Here is a 20418-nt window from a genome sequence, read left to right on the forward strand (position 1 = left end):
AACAGCACTATCATACGCTGAGTGCGAGCACTGATCGACGCTGACTATCACGTTCATGGTCACGTCGACACAGTGTCATGTCCCGGATCCATTTCAATGTCGAAGGGTGCATCGTTCATGCAAAAACAGACTGCTGATCAATCCAGACTCAATGCCGTTCGCAACGAAATTCTCGATATCGCCCTGCATATCGATGCGAAGGAAAACGAGAAACGCCGCCAGCACGCTGCACAGCGCGCCCTGAAGGCCCGCCGCGGTATCGAGGATCACTTCGAATCGCGAAGGCTGGCAACGCAGCTCAGCGAAGAGGATGAACGCCTGCACCACTTTGGTTAGCAACGATCCGCCAGATGAGGACAGCAGCCGGCCATGCCGGCCGCTATTGCAGGGAGCAAAAGGGCGCCTAGGGGCTGGTCGGTCGCGGACCGGCCGGGCTCAATACCAGCTCGACCCGTCGGTTCTGGGCTCGCCCCGCCTCGGTGTTATTGCCGGCCAGTGGCCGGGTCGGTCCATAGCCGATCGCCCGCAGCTGCGTGGCCCTGACACCGCCCCGGCTCAGGTAGCGCAGTACGGCCGTGGCCCGTCCAACGGAGAGTTCCCAGTTCGATGGAAACCGATCCGTCGAGATGGTTCGGCTGTCCGTGTGGCCTTCCACCGAAATTTCACCGTCAAAATCCCTGAGCGCCGGCAGGAGGCGGTCCAGCAGCACGCTGCCCTGGCCGCTGATATCGATATCGGCGCTGGGAAAGAGCAGACGATCCTCGATCCGCAGGATGGTACGTTCGCGCTCGCGGGTCACCTGTACGCCCTCGATGCCGGCCAGGCGCTGATCCATGGCCATGGCTTCGCTCGAAGGTGCCGATGCCTCATCCGTCGGTTTGTCCCGATCCATCAATGGAATCATGACCGCCAGTGCCGCCTGAACGTCCACGCTTGTCGGCGTTCGGGGGGTGTCTGACGTTGTGGCCGGCGGCAGCATCTGCCAGGGCGTGGGCACCACGGAAGAGGCCGTCAGCCACGGCAGCACGCCAGTAGCGTTGACCGGCACAGCCTGTACCGGTGACAGCTGTTGCGTGGCGGCAAGTGTTATTGGCGAGACCATCACCGCCGCGGGTCTGTTCACCATGGTTGAGGCTGACAGATCCTCCTGTGGGACCACGCCGCGCATGGCCAGCAGCAGCACGAACAGCACCAGCAACAGGGTCAAAAGATCCAGATAGCTGAGCATCCAGCCATCGCTTTCCTCACTGCGATCGGCCGTCAGCACCAGCTCGCGTGCGGCCTGGCGGGCCTGACCGGAGGAACCCGACGATCGGTGATCCATCACGGCGAACGGCCTCCACTGCCTTCCGGTTCACGTACCAGGGGACGCTCACCCAGCTCGTCATGGGCTTCGCCGATAAAGGAGTTGAGCGTGGCTTCGATAAAGGAAGGCAGGCGACGACGCGAGATCATGGAAACGCCTTCCAGTACCATGTTCATCGCAATGAGACGATCCTCGGTGCGCCGCTCCAGCTTGACCGCGATCGGTTTGAACAGCAGGTTGGCCAGCAAAATGCCATAGAAGGTCGATAGCAGGGCCACCCCCATGCGCGGGCCAATCACGGCCAGATCACCGTTCTGGATCACCTCAAGCATGTTGATCAGCCCGACCAGGGTACCCAGCATGCCGAAGGCCGGCGCGTAGGTGGCCATGGTGCGAAAGATCTGCGCCTCGGCCAGCTCCCGGGCACGCAGACGCGTGATGCGCCAGCGCAGGAGATCGAGAATCTCCTCTTCGCGGACATTGTCGATGACCAGACTGATGCCGGTACGCAGAAACGGGTTACGGGTATTTTCAAGCGCCCGCTCGACCGCACGAGCATCGCCATGCATCCATTCCCGCGCCAGAGCTACCAGCTCGTCGATGTCCTCGCGGATAAAATCGGGCTCGCGGCGAAAGATGCTGCCCACCAGTGCGACCACGCGGCGGATCTCGCGCATCGGATAGCTGATCATGGTGGCGGCCAGCGTCCCGGTCAGCACGATCAAAAGACCGGCCGGATTGAAAAAACTCAGGGGCGACTGGGCGGTAAACAGCACCACGACGATAAGCAGCAACATGCTGACCACAATGCCGATCACCGTCGAGGGGTTGCCGGGAACGCCGGTTGAACGACCGGTGGAGGACTCTTTGGTAGCGCTGTCGGTGGTGCCGGATTGACTGCTGGTCATGAAAAGACATCCATGTGCATGCAGCGCGTGATGCCGGCGGCCGATGGATTTCATTCAGCCAGCGTCACTGCTGCCGATATTGACCGGTCCATTCTGACAGAGCACTTTTCGGTCAAACGCCACGAATAGCGTCATTTTTGGCACGCATTCATCGGCTTGAACAGGAGTTGTGCACCTTTCCCACAGAGTTATCCACATTTTTCATTGACAGTGGATAACCCTGTGGCCAGGTGTCGTGTCCTTTTTTTCATCAGGGCATAAAAAAGCGGGCTCCGATGGAGCCCGCAGAATGCAGGAATCCTGTGTTAATGAAACAGGTTATAGACAAACACGATGGCGACACCGATCGGAGCAATAAAACGCGCCGAGAAACGCCACCAGGCAAAGGCCATACCGTTCATGTTGAGCTGGGCCCGTACTTCGTCGCGCCCCATGAACCAGCCGACAAACACGATGGTGGCCAGACCCGTCAGCGGCAGCATGATCTTGCTGGTGACATAGTCGAGCAGGTCAAAGATCGGCATGCCAAAAAGCGTCAGCGTGGCCCAGTCGTTGAGCGACAACAGCGCCGCAATGCCCAGAATCCAGGTCGCTACACCGGCCACCAGTGCCGATGTCAGACGATTCAGGGGAGACTTCTCCTCGAGCCATTCCACGATCGGTTCGAGAAGCGAGATCGCTGAGGTCCAGGCCGCAAACACCAGCAGCACAAAGAACAACGTGCCAAAGAGCACGCCACCGGACATGTTGCCAAAGGCCAGTGGCAGGGTCTGGAAAATCAGCCCGGGGCCGGCCGCCGGATCAAGGCCGTTGGCGAAAACGACCGGGAAGATGGCCATGCCGGCCGCCAGTGCGATGACCGTGTCGAGAATCACCACGGTCAGCGCCGTACGCCCGATATTGACGTCGTCACTGAGATAGGAGCCATAGGCCATCATGATGCCCATGCCCAGGCTCAGGGTGAAAAAGGCGTGCCCCATGGCCGCCAGCGCCACCTCACCGGTGAGCTTTGAAAAATCGGGGCTGAACAGATAATCCAGCCCGGCTTCAAAGCTGCCCGTGGTCGCGGCATAGCCCACCATCACCAGCAGCAGCACGGCCAGCGCCGGCATGAGAATCTTGGAGGCCCGCTCAAGTCCGCCGGAGACGCCGCCGGCCACAATGGCAATGGTCAATATCATGAACAGACTATGCCAGAGCAGCAGCAGACCGGGACTGCCCAGAAGCCCGTTAAACAGCGCACCAACGCCTTCGCCGTCGAGCCCGATAAAGCTCGCAGTCGCACTGTAGCGGATATAGGCCAGTGCCCAGCCACCGATCACGCTGTAAAACGACAAAATCAGCCAGGCGGCCAGAATGCCGCCGACGCCGATCAGCACCCAGGCTTTCGAGCGTTTCAGGCGCCCGGCGATACGGTTCATGGTCGAAATGGGGTTTTTCTGACCCAGCCGCCCGAGCAGCCATTCACTCATCAGAATGGGCAGGCCGATCAGCAGAATGCAGACCAGATAGACGAGAACGAAGGCGCCGCCGCCGCTCTCGCCGGTCATGTAGGGGAATTTCCAGATATTGCCCAGCCCGACGGAAGAGCCGACCGCGGCGAGCATGAATGCAATGCGCGAGGACCACTGCGCATGTGAATGGGGCTTGTTGGTCATGAGACTACCCTGTGTATCCCTGTAAGTCGGCAGACTGGGCCGGTTTGACATCACAAACCGCGACTCACCGACGCCCGTGCTTCATTGTTGATGTTTTCCGGGGCCATTGTGTCAACAAAGCCCGTCTGAAGCGATTGATGACGCTCATTGTACAGGCGTGGGCGACTACATCACGTGTTGTAACATTATAAGAGTGATCCCTAAAAAAGGGATTCCTGGCGCTCACCGGCAAAGTCTGCCAGTGCGGGCAGGGCAATGCGCTCGGCAAGGCGGGCATGAAAGGCGCGTGCCAGTATCGGGGCGGCGCGATTATCCGGCGTATGCACAAACAGTACAGGACTTTTCTCCTGTTCCATCCACAGCGCCATCTGCTCGATCCAGGGCGTAAAGCGCTCATGATTAATGGCGTCATCAAAGTGCCCGATAAAGCGCACCACCGGCTGCGTCGCTGTGCTCAGCACATGCAGCGGTCTGCGCGGCTTTTCGCGCTGTGCCTGCTGTAGCCGGGTATCGTCACCCGCCGGGGTAGCGAAAAGCGCGCGGGCATCCAGCATGACCCGATCGGCACCATGAGTTATCAACAGCCGGTTGAGTGATTGCTCGGCCGTCCCCTTGTGGAAAAATTCACTGTGGCGCACTTCCACGGCGCACGGCAGTGACGTCGGCCAGCGTTTCAGGACAGCTTCGAGCATGGGCAGTTCATCCGCACCGAAATCCCGCGGCAGCTGGATCATGGTCGGCCCCAGACGATCATGCAGCGGTGCCAGTCGCTCGAAAAACTGATCCATCTCGTCTTCGATGCCCACCAGTCGTTGGTCATGGGTGAGCCGTGAGGGCAGCTTGAAGCAGAAGCGAAAGTGCTCGGGGGCCTGACGCGCCCAGGTGGCCACCACGTCCTCGCGCGGCGCACCGCTATAAAACGTGGTATTGCCCTCGACGCAGGAAAAGACCCGGCCATAGTCCGGCAGCGAATCGCTCGGCTCGGCGTAGCGGCCATAGAGCGTGCCGCGCCAGTCGGCGTTGGCCCACATCGCCAGCCCCAGATGCAGGGTGCCGGCCACGCTCAGCGCACCCGCTCAGCGTCAAAACGCTGCCGGGGCGCGACGATCTCATTCTGGGCCTGAATCATGGCAAGCTCACGAGTGCCGGCCTGCCAGGTATGGGTAAAGAGCGCATGCACCGCTTCGGCCGTGCGCTCCAGCGCTCGCGCTGGCCCTTCGCCGCCAATCCCGTCCTCATCGCGCAGGCAGCAGGCCAGAAACACCGCCGCAGTGAAATCGCCGGCGCCGTTGGGCGCGACCGGAAAATCAAAGCGGGGCGTGGCGATCCGCCAGCTGCCGGCGTCGGTATCCACCAGCATTTCGATGGTTTCCGCCGCGCTGTCTTCGATATCCAGCGAGGTGACCAGCACCACACTCGGCCCCCTGTCGCGCAGACGCGCCGTGGCGGTCAGAACATCGTCCAGTGTGTGAATGGACTGATCACTCAGAAAGGCCAGCTCGAACTGATTGGGCGTGACGATATCGGCGGCCGGCACGGCAAAGTCACGCATCCAGGCCGGAATGTCCTCGCGCACGAAAAAGCCGCGGCCGATATCGCCCATGACCGGGTCGCAGCAGTACAGCGCCCCCGGACTGGCCGCGCGCACGCGCGTCACGCTCTCCAGCACCGCGCGACCGGTGCCCTGATCCCCCATATAGCCCGACAGCACCGCCTGCACGTCACGAAGTCCGGTCAGCGCCTCGACACCATCGAGCACCTCGCGAAGATGTGCTGACGTGAAGACCTCGCCGGTAAAGGCGCCATAGCCGGTGTGGTTGGAAAACTGCACCGTGTTGATGGCGGTGACCTCGCAGCCCAGCCGCTGCAGCGGCAGGACAGCAGCGCGATTGCCGACATAGCCATAGGCCACGTGGCTTTGAATGGAAATGATATGGGTCATGACAGTACTCGATAAAACACGGGAAATACCCACGACGGCGCGGGGTGTCTATGCTTTGAAAGATAACATTCCGTTGAGGTGGACCGCTCATGTCGCGTGCAATGCGCATCATCGGCTGGACGCTGGGGGCCCTGGTGGCCCTGCTGGTACTGCTTGCCCTTGTCATGACCCTGATGAGCTGGAACTGGCTCAGACCCACGATCAATGACCGCGTCTCCGATGCGCTGGGGCGGCCCTTTGCCATTCAGGGCGACCTGGGGCTTTCATGGCAGTGGGACAGTTGGCATCTCTCGCCGCGCTTGAGCGCTGACGATATCATGCTGGGCGACCCGCCCGAACTGAATCAGGCGCGCAGCGTGGCGGCCGGCACCGAAGAAGCGCGCACGGCCCATATTGGCCATGTAGCGGTGAGCCTGCGCCCGCTCGCCCTGCTGCACAAGCGCATCGCACTGCATGATCTGGTCGTGCGCGATGCCAGTGCTACCCTGCGCCGTCTCGATGAGACTCACAACAACTGGCAGCTCGGCGGTGGCAACAGCGCTGACAGCGACAGTGACCAGAACGACAAGGGCAGCGGCTGGCAATTTGCCATTGATCAGACCGATGTCGACCGGGTACAGGTCGCCTTCAACGATCAGGTGCTTGATATCGACGCCACCGCCACGCTTGAAACACTGGGTGAGCCGGTCCGCTGGGAAGAGGTGGCCGGCGAAAATCAAAAAACGAGCAGCAGCGATCAGGAAAAGAACAGCAACAAGCAAAAGGCAGACAATAGCCAATCCCCGTCAGAAGACGGCACAGCGCTCGGCGAACGCGACTTCCGCTTTGCCTGGCAGCTCAAGGGCACCTGGCGCGGCAGTGCGCTGGACGGCAAGGGCCGGTTGGGCGGTCCAACGGCCCTGCGTGAGGGCGGGCGCTTCCCGCTGGAGGTGCATCTTCACTCCGGCAATGCGCGACTTGATGTGGTGGGTACGCTCAACGACCCGATGGCGCTTGCCGGTCTGGATCTGCAGGTCGGCATCGCCGGTGACAATCTGGGCGATCTCTACGCCCTGACCGGCATCGTGCTGCCCCAGACGCCGCCCTATGCCACCCGGGGCCACCTGACGGCCGATCTGGATCACCCCGACGGCGGCACCTACGAATACCGCGACTTTGACGGCACGATCGGCGACAGCGATATTCACGGCAGCCTGCGCTACGTCAACGGGGCACCACGACCGACACTGACCGGTGAGCTGGTGTCGAAACAGCTTCGCTTTGCCGATCTTGCTCCGCTGGTGGGCGCCGACAACAAGGACACCGGTAATTCGGTCAATCCTGACCAACCCGCAGACAGGGTTCTGCCGGTGTCGAAGTTCAATACCGACCGCTGGGACACCATGGACGCCGACGTGCGCTTTCGCGCGCAAAACATTGTGCACGGTGAATCGCTGCCCCTGAGCGATCTGTCTACCCATCTGGTCATGGACAACGGCGAGATCCTGATGGACCCGCTGAGCTTTGGCGTGGCCGGCGGTCATCTCAATACCACCCTGCGCCTGAGCGGCCAGGAGTCGCCCCTGCGGGCACGCATCGACATGCATGCTCGTGGTCTTCACCTGAGCGAAATTCTACCCAATGACAGTAATCTCACTGAAGGGCTGGGAGAGATCAATGGAGATGCCACTCTGACAGGGCGAGGCAATTCGGTAGCCGCGCTTCTGGGCTCGAGCGACGGTGAGCTTCAGCTTTTGATCGAACAGGGGCGCATCAGTCGCAATCTAATGGAGCTGGCCGGGCTCAACGTGGGCAACTATCTGATCGGCGAGCTGTTCGGCGATGAGGAGGTTGCCATCCACTGTGCCGCCGCGGATCTTGAGTTTAATGATGGTCTGGTGCGCCCGCGGATTTTTACCATCGATACCGACAACGCCATCATCAATGTGGAAGGGGCGGTGAATCTGGCCAGCGAACAGATGGATCTGACCATCAAGCCTGAGAGCAAGGGCTTTCGCATCTTTACCTTGCGCACGCCGCTCTATGTCAGCGGCACCTTCAAGAACCCATCGCCCGGCGTGGAAGCCGCGCCCCTGATCGCGCGGGGTGCGGCCGCCGTAGCACTGGGGACGCTGGCAGCACCGGTAGCCGCGCTGGGCGCACTGATTTCTCCAAGCGCCGGCGAGAAAAGTCAGTGCGGTGCCCTGATCCAGCGCATGAAAACCGACTGATCCTTGCAGGAGGTGGCCCATAAAAACGCCGGCACAAGTGCCGGCGTTTTTTGGTTGCCCCTGACGTCGGTTGGTCCGATGTCTGTCGTGCCGACATTGGTCCCACCCATCAAGAGGGCTTTTATTCAAACCATGAAAAACGGGGCGCTCCTGAAAAGGAACGCCCCGTGATCAACGCCTTTTGCCGAAACTTACTGCTTGTCTTCCGGCAGTGCGTAGACGGCGATCTGATCGCCCACCTGATCCTTGAGAATGGTGTTGCCACCGGCGACAAAGGCGACGTATTGACGGCCCTTGTATTCATACACCGACGGGTTGGCTACCACCGGGGCCTGAGTCTGATCTTCCCAGAGCTCTTCACCGGTCTCGAGCGAGTAGGCACGTACCTTGGCATCCATGGAGGCGCCAATGAAGATGACGCCACCTGCGGTCACGGCCGGGCCACCGATCGTGGGCGAGCCCCAGCGTTCCGGCATGAAAAAGCCAAACTGCTGCGAGGCACCCACCGGCTTGCGCCACTTGATGTCACCGGTATGCATGTCGATCGCCACGATTTCACCGAAGGGCGGTTCCCAGCACGGCATACCCAGCCAGTTGCTCGCCACGTTCAGACGCATGCCGTAAGGCGCACCTTCCTGAGGAGAGAAACCACTTTCGTTGCCGGACCCGGTGTCGGCCTTTTCATAATCTTCACGATTGTAAAGCTTGATGGTCTGGACGATATGCGAGGTATTGACGATCGCCGTCTGACTGACGGGATCAAACGCCACACCGCCCCATTGAACGCCACCGGCGCTGTCAGGATAGGCCAGCACACCTTCACCGCGAGTGGTCGGCGGCGTATACATGCCTTCATAGGTCAGCTCGTCCCACAGGCGCGTACACTGTCCAAAGCCGACGGCATCCGCCAGCCCCCAGATTGCGGGCTTTTTGGACTGATCCAGCAGCGGGGCCGGTTTGGTCGGGAAGGGCTGGGTCGGTGCATAGACTTCACCCTCGACACTGCCATCCCCCTGAGGTACCGGTCGCTCTTCGATCGGCCAGACATCTTCGCCGGTCAGGCGATTGACCACGAACAGAAAGCCCATCTTGGTACCCTGTACCAGGGCCGGAATCTCTTCACCATCGACAGTGATGTCCATCAGCGTCGGCGCGGCATTGATATCGTAGTCCCAGATATCATGGTGAACCCACTGACGCGACCAGACCACTTCACCGGTTTCGACATCCAGGGCAGTGGTGGAAGTGCCCAGCGGAACCTCTTCCTTGCGATTTCCACCCCAGTAGTTGGGTGACGGCGAGGAAACCGGCAGATAGATCAGACCGTTTTGCTCGTCCGCTGACATGTGGGTCCAGACGTTGGCGGTGCCACTTCTTTCACGGACATCCTCGGGCAGCGCTTCAAAGGTCCACTCGCGCTCGCCGGTGCGGGCATTGATGGAAAAGACGGTGCCCGGAGGTGCTTCCTGATAGGCCCAGTCCTTGCCGGCCCAGCCGAAGATAACGTGGTCTCCCACGATGGTCGGCGGCTGCAGCAGCGACAGCGGATACTTGGGATTGATGGTGTTCCACTGATCGACATTGAGCACACCGTTGTCGGCAAAGTCCTGACAGGGCTTGCCGGTGTCGGCATCAAGTGCAAACAGCTGGGCATCCATGGTGCCCATGTAGACGATCTTCTGGCACGACTCGCCTTCGACCGGGTCATCAGCTTCCCAATAGGCCACGCCGCGGTTCTTGAGTACCGGCTGGGTCAGCGCTTCTCTGGAAGACTGAGTGTCGAAGCGCCACTTTTCTTCACCGGTGGCGGGATCATAGGCAATCAGCTTGTAAAAGGGCGTGCCGATGTAGAGCGTGTCGTTGGCAAACACCGGCGTGGCCGACCAGACGGTCGCCGGCGTATCACCGGAACCATCGGAGACGTCACCAGTGTGTACTTCCCAGACCTTCTCGAGCTGGCCGACGTTATCAACGTTGATCTGATCAAGCGGGCTGTATTTCTGGGCATTGAGCTGGCCGTGGAAGCTGCTCCAGGTCGGCGAGTCCGGCACCAGCGGCACGTTGGCGCGCTGGTTCTGCTGCCGGTCGGACTGATCGGCGGGCGCTGCAGGCTGTTCGGCAGACGCGCTCGGCTGCTGATCAGGCTCGGACGACTGCTGTGCGGCCAGCAGCAGGGTAGGAAAGGCGGCGAGCGACAGCGCGGTCAGCGTGCTCAGGCGCTTGAATCCTGTGCGAAGACTCATCATGTCGGGGCTCCTCATGAAGTCGTGCGGTGAGCGGGTGAGGGGCGGAAGATATCGATCATCAGTCCCACCAGAGCAACAGCCATGGCGACGGCTAGCCACCAGAGATGAAGCAGCAGGGCAGCAAAGGCAGTACCAATAATGACGACGACAATCACGACCCGAAGAAGATTGTGCAGGGCACGTTTACCGCACAGGGCAAGCCCGAGGGCCAGAACAACAAGGGCGGCACAGGTCAGAATGACAATCAGTGCACCGAGCGTACCGTTGACGCCGGTCAACGGTGTGAGATAGGCATAAAGTGCAATGGCAATGCCCACCGCTGAAGCGATAAGCACGACCATGGCGCCTGGATTTGAGGATCGCATGGAAGACATGGAGTTCCCTTCCCTTGGGCGGATTTTTTATGTACCAACGCCCGACATGACGGGGACGAATACCGCACAGGCGGTATTGGAAATTGCAAGCGGGAATCGGCAGACACTGAGCGATGGCTTTTCAAAAGGGCGCATCAGCCAACGCAAATGATAACGTTTATAACAAAGAAATATACTGTATTAACCGTAAAGGAATCAGAAAAAGTACCATTCGCTCGATCACAACCAATGTTGTGAGCGCTCGGGGCTTTCAAGAGCATTTTCCCGGTAGCCTCTCGATCAGCTGTTTTTTAATAAAAACGGGCATCGACCATATCGGTCGATGCCCGAATCAACGAGGCGTAACACACTTTGCCAGCGCTGACTTTATTCCACCGTGACACTCTTGGCCAGGTTGCGCGGCTGGTCCACGTCAGTGCCCTTGAGCACGGCCACATGGTAGGAAAGCAACTGTAGCGGCAGGGTGTAGAGGATCGGGGCAATCACATCATCGACGGCCGGCATGCGCAGCACATGAACGCCTTCGCTTTCGTTGATTGCTACATGCTCGTCGGCAAAAACGAACAGCTCACCGCCCCGGGCGCGGACTTCCTGCAGGTTGGATTTGAGTTTCTCCAGCAGTTCGTCATTGGGCGCCACTGCGATGACCGGCATGTCACTGTCGACCAGCGCCAGCGGGCCGTGCTTGAGCTCTCCGGCCGGATAGGCCTCGGCATGGATGTAGGAAATTTCCTTGAGCTTGAGCGCGCCTTCCAGCGCGATCGGGAACATGGTGCCGCGACCCAGAAACAGGGAGTGATGCTTCTCGGCAAAGGCGGCCGACATGGTTTCGATGGCGCTGTCCAGTGCCAGACCGCGGGTGATCAGACGCGGCAGCTCGCGCAGGGCCGTGACCAGACGAGCCTGTACCTCGTCGTCGCCCTGACGGGCATGGCGCAGGGCCAGAGTAAGCAGCAGCAGCGCCACCAGCTGGGTGGTAAAGGCCTTGGTGGAGGCCACACCGATCTCGGGGCCGGCCTGGGTCATCAGGGTCAGGTCGGATTCACGCACCAGCGAGCTGCCCGGCACGTTGCAGATGGCAAGGCTTGCCAGATAGCCGCCCTTTTGCGAGGCATGGCGCAGCGCTGCCAGCGTATCGGCCGTCTCGCCGGACTGGGAAAGCGTCACGAACAGGGTGCCGTCGGGGACAACCACTTCGCGATAGCGATATTCCGAGGCCACTTCCACCTGGGTCGGTATGCCCGCCAGCTTCTCCAGCCAGTAGCGCGCGACCATGCCGGCGTGATAGCTGGTGCCACAGGCAATGATCTGGATGTTCCTGACGCGATCGAGCAGGTCATCGGCTTCAGCGCCCAGAATGCGGGTGAACACATGCTGATCGCCCAGACGGCCTTCCAGGGTATTGGCGATGACCTGGGACTGCTCGTGGATCTCCTTGAGCATGAAGTGGCGATAGTCGCCGCGCGAGATAGCGCCGTCGCCGTGCTCGAAGATCGCGCTGGGACGCTCGACGCGCTGGCTGGCGTTGAAGATTTCAATCCCGCCGCCCACGGTCAGACGCGTGACATCGCCTTCCTGCAGATAGATAAAGCGGTCGGTGACCTGCAGCAGTGCCAGCGGGTCGGACGCCAGGAAGGCTTCATCAATACCCACACCCACGACCAGCGGGCTGCCCTTGCGTGCGCCCACGATCTGGTCGGGATAGTCGGCATGGGTCACGGCCAGCGCATAGGCACCGTCCAGCATGTCGACCACGTGCTGGAAGGCAGACAGCAGATCGTCATGACGCGACACTTCGCGCGACATCAGGTGCGCGATGACCTCAGTGTCGGTCTCGGAGAGAAAGACGTAGCCCTGGCCTTCAAGCTCGGCCTTGAGCAGCTCGTAGTTTTCGATGATGCCGTTGTGCACTACTGCCAGGCGATCACCGGACTGGTGCGGGTGGGCATTGTTTTCGCTCGGCCGACCGTGCGTGGCCCAGCGGGTATGGGCGATGCCGACATGACCGCGCAGGCTGCTGGCCTGCAGCTTCTCTTCAAGGGCGGCGACCTTGCCGACCGCGCGCTGGCGCGACAGCCTTGCGTCAGCCGACAGTACGGCCATGCCGGCGCTGTCATAGCCGCGATACTCAAGACGCTTGAGTCCTTCCAGCAGAATATTCTGCACCTGACGGTCAGCGACCGCGCCCACAATGCCACACATGGATTCTCTCTCCTGAAATGTCAAAAATGTCGAATATTACCGCCGCCTCGGACCGGATTCGGTCTGCGACGGTGTCATGGCGTCGGTGCACTGACACAGATCAGCACGACGCCCCGGTCACGGATCTGCTGACGGCTGGAGTCTTCCAGACCGTCGTCGGTAATCAAGACGTCGATCTGCGCCCAGTCGAGCTCCAGATTGGGAATGCGCCGACCGATCTTGTCGGATTCCGCCATCACCACGACCTCGCGCGCCACCTCGGCCATGACCTGCGACAGCCCCGTCAGTTCGTTGAAGGTGGTGGTGCCCCGGTCCAGGTCGATGCCGTCGGCGCCGATGAACAGGTGATCAAAGTCGTAGGCGCGCAGCACGTTTTCTGCCACCCGCCCCTGAAAGGAGGCCGAATGCGGGTCCCAGGTCCCGCCGGTCATCAACAGGGCAGGGGGCGTATCCAGCGCCTGCAGCGCGCCCGCCACCCCCAGCGAGTTGGTCATGACCACCAGCCCGGTGCGATGGGCCAGCGCCGGGATCAGCGCGCTGGTTGTGCTGCCGCTGTCGATGATCAGCCGCGCATGATCGACAATGCGCTCGCTGGCCGCCCGCGCCAGCGCCTGCTTGATCGGCGAGACCCGGTGTCGCCCCTGATCGCCCTCGCGCGGCACCAGCGTGGCGCCACCGTGGCGCCGGATCAGATGGCCGGCGCTTTCCAGCATGGCCAGATCCTTGCGAATGGTCACACTCGAGGTCTCGAAATGCTGGGCCAGCGTCTCGACAGCGACCTCGCCGCGCGCTGCCAGCAGATCAAGAATGGCCTCCCGGCGCTGCGGGGTCTGGCGTCGACTCATGAGAAGGCGGCTATCCGAACAGTTGAAAAGATTATCTTTCGAACCGAAAGAATTTATGTTTCGGATAAAAACTCACAGCCGCGATGAGGTCAAGCCCTGTTGGCGCTTTTGGCACAAAAAACATACGCCTAAAGTCGAAGATGTTCGAAGGGGCACACACCGGCATAAAAAAGGGTGTCACACGACAGTGTGACACCCGGCAGGGATTTCCTTCCATTCGACCGGACAGTCGTTATCTGCGGTGCGGCGGCGTCCAGCCCTGCTTGTTGATCTGACGGGCACGGGCGATCGCCAGCGCCTGGTCGTCGACCGTATCGGTCACGGTGGAACCGGCCGCGACGGTGGCGCTATCACCGATGGCCACCGGGGCCACCAGCGCCGAGTTGGAGCCGATGAAGACATTGCTGCCGATCTCGGTGCGGTGCTTGTTGACGCCATCGTAGTTGCAGGTGATGGTCCCGGCACCGATGTTGACGCCCTGGCCCAGGGTCGCATCACCGATGTAGCTCAGGTGGTTGATCTTGCTGCCTTCGCCCACGTGCGCCTTTTTGGTTTCGACGAAGTTGCCGATACGCGCCTTTCTTTCAAGACGTGTGCCTGGACGCAGACGCGCGAAGGGGCCGATAGCGTTGTCGCCCGCCGTGTCACTGCCTTCGATCATGCTGTGCGCCTCGATTCGGGTGGCCTCACCGATGCTGGCATCACGAATCAGGGTATAGGGCCCTACGTGCACGCCGTCGCCCAGATGGACCCGACCTTCAAAGATGCAGCCGACGTCAATGAAGACATCCTGACCTACGCTCAGCTCGCCGCGCACATCAATGCGCTTCGGATCGGCCAGGCTGGCGCCTTCGCGCATGAGCCGCTCGGCCTCGCGAGACTGGTGAATACGCTCCAGTGCGGCCAGCTGCACCCGATCATTGACGCCCTGCACCTCGGCAGCCGTCCCCGGCTCGGCAGTAGCCACTTCAATCCCTTCGCTCGCCGCCATGGCGATGATATCGGTCAGGTAGTACTCACCCTGGGCATTGTCGCTGGACAGCGCCGGCAGCCAGCGCCGCAGCTGATCGCCGGTGGCGGCCAGAATGCCGGTATTGCACTCGCTGATCTCGAGCTGCTCCGGGGTGGCATCCTTTTGTTCCACGATGGCCACGGCCAGCCCCTGGTCGTTGCGCACAATACGCCCGTAGCCGTGCGGATTGGTCATGGTGACGGTCAAAAGCCCCATGCGCTGATCATCAACCCGCTCCACCAGGGTGCTTAGCGTCTGCGGCTGAATCATGGGGACATCGCCGTAAAGAACCACCACCGGACCGTCGCCCAGCCCTTCAAGAGTCTGCGCCACGGCATGGCCGGTGCCGCGCTGCTCGGACTGGAGGGCAAAGCTGATGGGCAGATCGGACAACGCCTCGCGCACCTGATCGGCACCGTGGCCCACAACGACGTGCAGTCGCGGTGACGAGAAAGCCTTCATGGCTGACTCGATGACATGACGCACCATGGGTTTGCCGGCCAGTTCGTGCAGTACCTTGGGCTTTTGCGAACGCATGCGACTGCCCTGTCCGGCAGCCAGAATCACGACATCAATGGACATGAAAGACAACTCTCCCCACGCTGAATGAAAAACGATCACCGATCATGCACCCAACAGATGACATGCTCTGTCATGCCTGATCATTCCTTTGACGGATAGTGTATCAGGGCATACCGCGATCGCATTGCTCCGGGTGCGCATGCCAGAAACAAAAAAGGCGGCCCGAAGGCCGCCGGAAAACGCATCCATGGCTTGTGACCATGTTGCGATAATGCTTTGTGAACTCAGCTGTTGCCGCGACGATTGCGCAGCTGGGACAGGGTCCGCAGCCGGGCGGTAGCCGCCTCGATCTCGGCCAGCGCCTGCTGGTAATCCATCTCGCTGTTCTTGCCCTGCAGGGCACTGCGAGCTTCGTCGCGCGCCTTTTCCGCTTCGGCGGCGTCAAGATCACGAGCACGATCGGCGCTGTCGGCCAGTACGATGACCATGTTCGGCTGCACTTCCAGAAAACCACCGGAAACAAAGTAGATTTCTTCTTCGCCACCGTCATGGATGATCCGAACCGGCCCCGGCTTCAGCTCCGTCAGCGTCGGCTCATGCCCGCGCAGAATGCCCAGCTCGCCAAGGACGCTGATCGCTACAACGCGTTCGACTTCGCCGGCGAAAATGTTGCGCTCCGCGCTGACGATATTGCATTGCATGGTCGCCATGAGCGCCCCTCCTTACATGCTGTCGGCTTTCTCGATCGCTTCGTCGATCGTACCGACCATGTAGAACGCCTGTTCAGGCATATGGTCGTAGTCGCCGTTGAGGATGCCCTGGAAAGCGCGAATGGTCTCCTTGAGCGACACGTACTTGCCTGGCGCGCCGGTGAAGATTTCCGCCACGAAGAAAGGCTGCGACAAAAAGCGCTGGATTTTACGCGCGCGTGCCACGGTCTGCTTGTCTTCATCAGAAAGTTCATCCATGCCCAGAATGGCAATGATGTCCTTGAGCTCCTTGTAGCGCTGCAGAACGTTCTGAACGCCGCGCGCCACGGTGTAGTGCTCATCGCCCACGACCAGTGGATCGAGCTGACGCGAGGTGGAGTCCAGCGGATCGATGGCCGGGTAGATGCCCAGTTCGGCGATCGAACGCGCCAGTACCACGGTGGCATCCAGGTGCGCGAAGGTCGTGGCCGGCGACGGGTCGGTCAGGTCATCCGCGGGCACGTAAACGGCCTGTACGGAAGTGATCGAGCCGGTCTTGGTCGAGGTGATACGCTCCTGCAGCATGCCCATCTCTTCGGCCAGCGTCGGCTGATAGCCCACGGCGGACGGCATACGACCCAGCAGTGCCGATACCTCTGTACCTGCCAGCGTATAACGGTAGATGTTGTCGACAAACAGCAGAACGTCACGGCCTTCGTCACGGAACTGCTCGGCGATCGTCAGACCGGTCAGGGCCACGCGCAGGCGGTTGCCGGGCGGCTCGTTCATCTGACCGTAGACCAGCGATACCTTGTCGAGAACGTTGGACTCCTTCATTTCGTAGTAGAAGTCGTTACCTTCACGGGTACGCTCGCCGACACCGGTAAAGACCGAATAACCGGAGTGCTCGGTAGCGATGTTACGGATCAGCTCCATCATGTTGACGGTCTTGCCGACGCCGGCACCGCCGAACAGACCGACCTTGCCGCCCTTGGCAAACGGGCAGATCAGGTCAATGACCTTGATGCCGGTTTCCAGCAATTCGCTGGAGGCCGACTGATCGGCAAAGCTCGGAGCGGCACGGTGAATCGGGCTGCGCTCTTCTTCACCGATAGGGCCGGCTTCGTCGATTGGCTCACCCAGCACGTTCATGATACGGCCCAGCGTCTTTTCACCCACCGGGACCGAAATGGGGGCGCCCGTGCCGGCGACGCTCATGCCGCGCTTGAGCCCTTCGGTAGAGCCCATGGCGATGGCACGCACGATGCCATCACCGAGCTGCTGCTGTACTTCGAGTACGGTGCCGGTCTCTTCCACATTCATGGCTTCATAAACGTGGGGGACCTCGCTGCGGTCAAACTCGACGTCAATCACCGCACCGATGATTTGTACGATACGTCCGCTCATCCTGATTCCTCTTGAACCTGTAAATAACTGTCCGACGGGCCGACCTAGACCGCAGCGGCACCACCCACGATTTCGGAAATTTCCTGGGTGATGGCTGCCTGACGCGCCTTGTTGTACTGAAGCTGCAGGTCATCAATGATGTCACCAGCGTTATCAGAGGCGTTTTTCATTGCGATCATGCGAGCGGCCTGCTCGCTGGCAATATTTTCCACCACCGCCTGGTAGACCTGCGACTCGACATAGCGCACCAGCAGCTTGTCGAGCAGGCTTTGAGCGTCCGGCTCGTACACGTAACCCCAGCCGCCCTTCGAAGTGTTCATCGTTTCCTGCGACGATGACGCCTGCGAATCGGCTTCCTCTTCGGGCAGCGGCAGCAGCTGACGCACGATCGGCTTCTGACTCATGGTGTTGACGAATTCGTTGTACACCAGATCCAGTCGATCGATCTCGCCGTTGTCGAAGGCTTCCAGCATGACATTGACGCTGCCGATCAGCTCGTTGGCCTCGGGCGCATCGCCCAGATTGCGGTTGGCCGCCAGCAGATCGCCGCCATACTTGCGAAAGAAGACGCTGCCCTTGGTGCCCAGCGCGCAGAAGGCCACGCCAACACCCTTGTCGCGCCACTGCCGTACGTCCTGCAGTACACGTCGAAACAGGTTGCTGTTAAGACCACCACACAGACCGCGATCCGAGGTCACCACGATATAGCCGATACGCTTGACCTCACGTTCGATCTGATAATCGTGGCGATATTCCGGATTGGCCTGACTGATATGGCTGACAACCCGACGAATCTGACTGGCGTAGGGCTGACTGGCTGCCATGCGCTCCTGGGCGCGGCGCATCTTCGATGCTGCCACCATCTCCATGGCGCTGGTGATCTTCTGGGTATTCTTGATGCTCCCGATCTGGGACTTGATCTCTTTTCCGGCTGCCATAGCGATACTCTCCTAAGCAATCAGCGCAGGGCGTCCGGACCCCGAAGGGTCCGGATCATCAATAGCTCTGCGTTGACTTGAACGATTCAACGCCGCTTTTCAGCCCCTGCTGAATGTCGTTGTCGTAGCCGCCGGTGTTGTTGATCTTCTCCATCAGTTCACCGTGCTCGGAGCGCATGTGATCGAGCAGACCGCGCTCGAAATCCAGCACCTTGTCGACCGGTACGTCGGAGAGGTAGCCCTCGTTGGCCGCGTAGAGCGAGACCGCCATGTCGGCAATCGACATCGGAGAATACTGCTTCTGCTTCATGAGCTCGGTGACACGCTGACCGTGTTCGAGCTGCTTGCGCGTGGCTTCGTCGAGATCTGAGGCAAACTGCGAGAAGGCCGCCAGCTCACGATACTGTGCCAGCGCCAGACGCACACCGCCGCCCAGCTTCTTGATGATCTTGGTCTGGGCGCTGCCGCCGACACGCGAGACCGAAAGGCCTGCGTTGATGGCCGGGCGGATACCGGAGTTGAACAGACCGGTTTCCAGAAAGATCTGGCCATCGGTGATCGAGATCACGTTGGTCGGAACGAAGGCAGAAACGTCGCCCCCCTGGGTCTCGATGATCGGCAGCGCCGTCAGCGAGCCGGTCCTGCCGGTCACTTCACCGTTGGTGAACTTCTCGACATAGTCGGCGTTGACGCGCGAGGCACGCTCGAGCAGACGCGAGTGGAGATAGAAGACGTCACCCGGATAGGCTTCACGACCCGGCGGACGACGCAGCAGCAGGGAGATCTGGCGGTAGGCCACGGCCTGCTTGGAGAGATCGTCATAGACGATCAGGGCGTCTTCACCGCGGTCGCGAAAATATTCACCCATGGTGCAGCCGGAGTAGGGCGCCAGAAACTGCATGGCAGCGGGGTCGGCCGCGCCGGCAGCCACGATGATGGTGTGCTCCATCGCGCCGTGCTCTTCGAGCTTTCTGACCACGTTGGCAATGGTCGACTGCTTCTGACCGACTGCCACGTAGACACAGGTAATGCCCTTGCCCTTCTGGTTGATGATCGCATCGATGGCAATCGCCGACTTGCCGATCTGACGGTCACCGATGATCAGCTCACGCTGACCGCGACCGATCGGCACCATGGCATCGATCGACTTGAGACCGGTCTGTACCGGCTGATCAACGCCCTGACGGGAGATAACACCCGGTGCCACCTTTTCAACGGCGTCGGTTTCGCTTGTGTCGAGATCGCCCTTGCCATCGATGGCATTGCCGAGCGCATCGACGACACGACCGATGAGCTCGCGGCCTACCGGCACTTCCAGAATGCGGCCGGTGCACTTGCCGGTCATGCCTTCCTGAAGCTGCTGATAGTCGCCCAGTACCACAACGCCGACGCTGTCGCGCTCGAGGTTGAGAACCATGCCGTAGATATCGTTCGGGAATTCGATCATTTCCCCGAACATTGCATCGGTCAGCCCGTGAATGCGAACGATACCGTCGGCCACGCCAACGATGGTGCCCTCATTACGCGCCTGTGCATCAAGGTCGAGATTCTCGATCCGGCCCTTGATGATGTCGCTGATTTCGGAAGGATTCAGTTGCTGCATGCCATGTCCCTCGACTTCAGTGGTTCAGAACGCTGGAAAGCCGTGCCAGTCGCCCACGCGCCGATCCATCGATGACGGTATCGCCGGCGCGAATGACGACGCCACCCAGAAGCGTTTTATCCACCGAAGTGGTGATCGTGATTTCGCGATTCAGACGCTTGGTGAGCGCCTGTGCGAGCTTGTCTTTTTGCGCCTCGTCCAGCTCAAAGGCCGAGATGATCTCCACGCTGACACGCTGCTCGAAAGCAGCACGCTCTGTCTCGAACAGCGTGCTCATCGATGCCAGGGCAGGCAGACGCTGCTGTCGGGCCAGCACCATCAGGAAATTGGCCCCCCGTTCGGGCAGCAGATCGCCCAGCAGCTCGATGAAGGCTTCACCCTTTTGCTTCGGGGTGCGACGCGGGTCCTTGAGCAGCATGTCAACGCGCTCGTCTGCCGTCAGACGAGCGGCTTCGGCCAGCATCGCCGACCAGCCATCCAGGGTGCTGTCTTCTCTGGCCAGCTCGAAAGCGGCCCTTGCGTAGGGACGTGCCTGCGTGATGTGGTCTGACATGTG

The 20418-nt window shown here is 60.7% G+C and carries 18 protein-coding genes; 3 read left to right on the forward strand and 15 right to left on the reverse strand.

Annotated elements, in window-relative coordinates; all coding sequences use genetic code 11:
• The first annotated feature begins 117 nt into the window (after positions 1–117).
• The gene (locus BM079_RS08570; protein WP_090133296.1) at positions 118–336 is read left to right on the forward strand and encodes a PA3496 family putative envelope integrity protein; all 219 of its coding nucleotides are present in this window, start codon (positions 118–120) and stop codon (positions 334–336) included.
• 67 nt (positions 337–403) lie between these two features.
• Here the strand turns inward: BM079_RS08570 and BM079_RS08575 are convergent, their stop codons facing one another.
• The 5 genes from BM079_RS08575 to pdxY form a co-directional block, all read right to left on the reverse strand.
• Positions 404–1324, reverse strand: a complete 921-nt coding sequence (locus BM079_RS08575) for an OmpA family protein (RefSeq protein WP_090132957.1) — start codon at positions 1322–1324, stop codon at positions 404–406.
• Positions 1324–2103: a motility protein A gene (locus BM079_RS08580; protein ID WP_245742923.1), complete on the reverse strand. Its 780-nt coding sequence runs from the start codon at positions 2101–2103 to the stop codon at positions 1324–1326. The genes BM079_RS08575 and BM079_RS08580 overlap by 1 nt, the downstream gene beginning before the upstream one ends.
• A gap of 416 nt (positions 2104–2519) precedes the next feature.
• A complete protein-coding gene (locus BM079_RS08585; protein ID WP_090132961.1) occupies positions 2520–3872 on the reverse strand; it encodes a sodium-dependent transporter in 1353 nt (450 codons plus the stop codon).
• Positions 3873–4072: 200 nt separating this feature from the next.
• Positions 4073–4903 carry a DUF72 domain-containing protein gene (locus tag BM079_RS08590; RefSeq protein ID WP_175489662.1) on the reverse strand — a complete coding sequence of 277 codons (831 nt, stop codon included), beginning with the start codon at positions 4901–4903 and terminating at the stop codon, positions 4073–4075.
• A 32-nt stretch (positions 4904–4935) separates the two neighbouring features.
• Complete coding sequence (gene pdxY, locus BM079_RS08595) at positions 4936–5814, reverse strand: pyridoxal kinase PdxY (RefSeq protein WP_090132965.1); 879 nt, start codon at positions 5812–5814, stop codon at positions 4936–4938.
• An 89-nt stretch (positions 5815–5903) separates the two neighbouring features.
• Between pdxY and BM079_RS08600 the strand changes: the two genes are divergently transcribed.
• Positions 5904–8024 carry an AsmA family protein gene (locus BM079_RS08600; RefSeq protein WP_090132967.1) on the forward strand — a complete coding sequence of 707 codons (2121 nt, stop codon included), beginning with the start codon at positions 5904–5906 and terminating at the stop codon, positions 8022–8024.
• 191 nt (positions 8025–8215) lie between these two features.
• Here BM079_RS08600 and BM079_RS08605 read toward each other — a convergent pair whose 3' ends face one another.
• Positions 8216–10270: a pyrroloquinoline quinone-dependent dehydrogenase gene (locus tag BM079_RS08605; RefSeq protein ID WP_090132970.1), complete on the reverse strand. Its 2055-nt coding sequence runs from the start codon at positions 10268–10270 to the stop codon at positions 8216–8218.
• A gap of 11 nt (positions 10271–10281) precedes the next feature.
• Entirely contained in the window at positions 10282–10611 is a 330-nt protein-coding gene (locus BM079_RS08610; protein ID WP_245742925.1) for a hypothetical protein, read from the reverse strand.
• 22 nt (positions 10612–10633) lie between these two features.
• On the opposite strand from BM079_RS08610, the gene BM079_RS16725 reads away from it, so the two are divergent.
• Positions 10634–10795 carry a hypothetical protein gene (locus tag BM079_RS16725; protein WP_175489650.1) on the forward strand — a complete coding sequence of 54 codons (162 nt, stop codon included), beginning with the start codon at positions 10634–10636 and terminating at the stop codon, positions 10793–10795.
• 215 nt (positions 10796–11010) lie between these two features.
• Here the strand turns inward: BM079_RS16725 and glmS are convergent, their stop codons facing one another.
• The 8 genes from glmS to BM079_RS08650 form a co-directional block, all read right to left on the reverse strand.
• Positions 11011–12846, reverse strand: a complete 1836-nt coding sequence (gene glmS / locus BM079_RS08615; protein ID WP_090132972.1) for a glutamine--fructose-6-phosphate transaminase (isomerizing) — start codon at positions 12844–12846, stop codon at positions 11011–11013.
• A gap of 74 nt (positions 12847–12920) precedes the next feature.
• A complete protein-coding gene (locus BM079_RS08620) occupies positions 12921–13691 on the reverse strand; it encodes a DeoR/GlpR family DNA-binding transcription regulator (protein ID WP_090132973.1) in 771 nt (256 codons plus the stop codon).
• A 232-nt stretch (positions 13692–13923) separates the two neighbouring features.
• Positions 13924–15285 carry a bifunctional UDP-N-acetylglucosamine diphosphorylase/glucosamine-1-phosphate N-acetyltransferase GlmU gene (gene glmU / locus BM079_RS08625; protein ID WP_090133299.1) on the reverse strand — a complete coding sequence of 454 codons (1362 nt, stop codon included), beginning with the start codon at positions 15283–15285 and terminating at the stop codon, positions 13924–13926.
• Between the two features lie 224 nt (positions 15286–15509).
• On the reverse strand, positions 15510–15935 hold the full coding sequence (locus BM079_RS08630; protein WP_090132975.1) for a F0F1 ATP synthase subunit epsilon: 426 nt from the start codon (positions 15933–15935) through the stop codon (positions 15510–15512).
• Positions 15936–15947: 12 nt separating this feature from the next.
• Positions 15948–17321 carry a F0F1 ATP synthase subunit beta gene (gene atpD / locus BM079_RS08635; protein ID WP_090132978.1) on the reverse strand — a complete coding sequence of 458 codons (1374 nt, stop codon included), beginning with the start codon at positions 17319–17321 and terminating at the stop codon, positions 15948–15950.
• 44 nt (positions 17322–17365) lie between these two features.
• Complete coding sequence (gene atpG / locus BM079_RS08640; RefSeq protein ID WP_090132980.1) at positions 17366–18259, reverse strand: F0F1 ATP synthase subunit gamma; 894 nt, start codon at positions 18257–18259, stop codon at positions 17366–17368.
• Positions 18260–18317: 58 nt separating this feature from the next.
• Complete coding sequence (gene atpA / locus BM079_RS08645) at positions 18318–19862, reverse strand: F0F1 ATP synthase subunit alpha (protein ID WP_090132982.1); 1545 nt, start codon at positions 19860–19862, stop codon at positions 18318–18320.
• Between the two features lie 16 nt (positions 19863–19878).
• Positions 19879–20415 (reverse strand): F0F1 ATP synthase subunit delta, encoded by a 537-nt coding sequence (locus BM079_RS08650; RefSeq protein ID WP_090132984.1) that lies wholly within the window; start codon positions 20413–20415, stop codon positions 19879–19881.
• Positions 20416–20418: the final 3 nt, after the last annotated feature.

It is taken from the genome of Kushneria avicenniae (genome assembly GCF_900112585.1).
GTDB lineage: Bacteria > Pseudomonadota > Gammaproteobacteria > Pseudomonadales > Halomonadaceae > Kushneria > Kushneria avicenniae.

Coding starts and splice junctions, on each gene's coding strand:
- BM079_RS08570 (WP_090133296.1), top strand. CDS start 118: ATGCAAAAACAGACTGCTGATCAATCCAGACTCAATGCCGTTCGCAAC.
- BM079_RS08575 (WP_090132957.1), bottom strand. CDS start 1,324: ATGGATCACCGATCGTCGGGTTCCTCCGGTCAGGCCCGCCAGGCCGCA.
- BM079_RS08580 (WP_245742923.1), bottom strand. CDS start 2,103: ATGTTGCTGCTTATCGTCGTGGTGCTGTTTACCGCCCAGTCGCCCCTG.
- BM079_RS08585 (WP_090132961.1), bottom strand. CDS start 3,872: ATGACCAACAAGCCCCATTCACATGCGCAGTGGTCCTCGCGCATTGCA.
- BM079_RS08590 (WP_175489662.1), bottom strand. CDS start 4,903: ATGTGGGCCAACGCCGACTGGCGCGGCACGCTCTATGGCCGCTACGCC.
- pdxY (WP_090132965.1), bottom strand. CDS start 5,814: ATGACCCATATCATTTCCATTCAAAGCCACGTGGCCTATGGCTATGTC.
- BM079_RS08600 (WP_090132967.1), top strand. CDS start 5,904: ATGTCGCGTGCAATGCGCATCATCGGCTGGACGCTGGGGGCCCTGGTG.
- BM079_RS08605 (WP_090132970.1), bottom strand. CDS start 10,270: ATGATGAGTCTTCGCACAGGATTCAAGCGCCTGAGCACGCTGACCGCG.
- BM079_RS08610 (WP_245742925.1), bottom strand. CDS start 10,611: ATGGTCGTGCTTATCGCTTCAGCGGTGGGCATTGCCATTGCACTTTAT.
- BM079_RS16725 (WP_175489650.1), top strand. CDS start 10,634: ATGGAAGACATGGAGTTCCCTTCCCTTGGGCGGATTTTTTATGTACCA.
- glmS (WP_090132972.1), bottom strand. CDS start 12,846: ATGTGTGGCATTGTGGGCGCGGTCGCTGACCGTCAGGTGCAGAATATT.
- BM079_RS08620 (WP_090132973.1), bottom strand. CDS start 13,691: ATGAGTCGACGCCAGACCCCGCAGCGCCGGGAGGCCATTCTTGATCTG.
- glmU (WP_090133299.1), bottom strand. CDS start 15,285: ATGTCCATTGATGTCGTGATTCTGGCTGCCGGACAGGGCAGTCGCATG.
- BM079_RS08630 (WP_090132975.1), bottom strand. CDS start 15,935: ATGGCGACCATGCAATGCAATATCGTCAGCGCGGAGCGCAACATTTTC.
- atpD (WP_090132978.1), bottom strand. CDS start 17,321: ATGAGCGGACGTATCGTACAAATCATCGGTGCGGTGATTGACGTCGAG.
- atpG (WP_090132980.1), bottom strand. CDS start 18,259: ATGGCAGCCGGAAAAGAGATCAAGTCCCAGATCGGGAGCATCAAGAAT.
- atpA (WP_090132982.1), bottom strand. CDS start 19,862: ATGCAGCAACTGAATCCTTCCGAAATCAGCGACATCATCAAGGGCCGG.
- BM079_RS08650 (WP_090132984.1), bottom strand. CDS start 20,415: ATGTCAGACCACATCACGCAGGCACGTCCCTACGCAAGGGCCGCTTTC.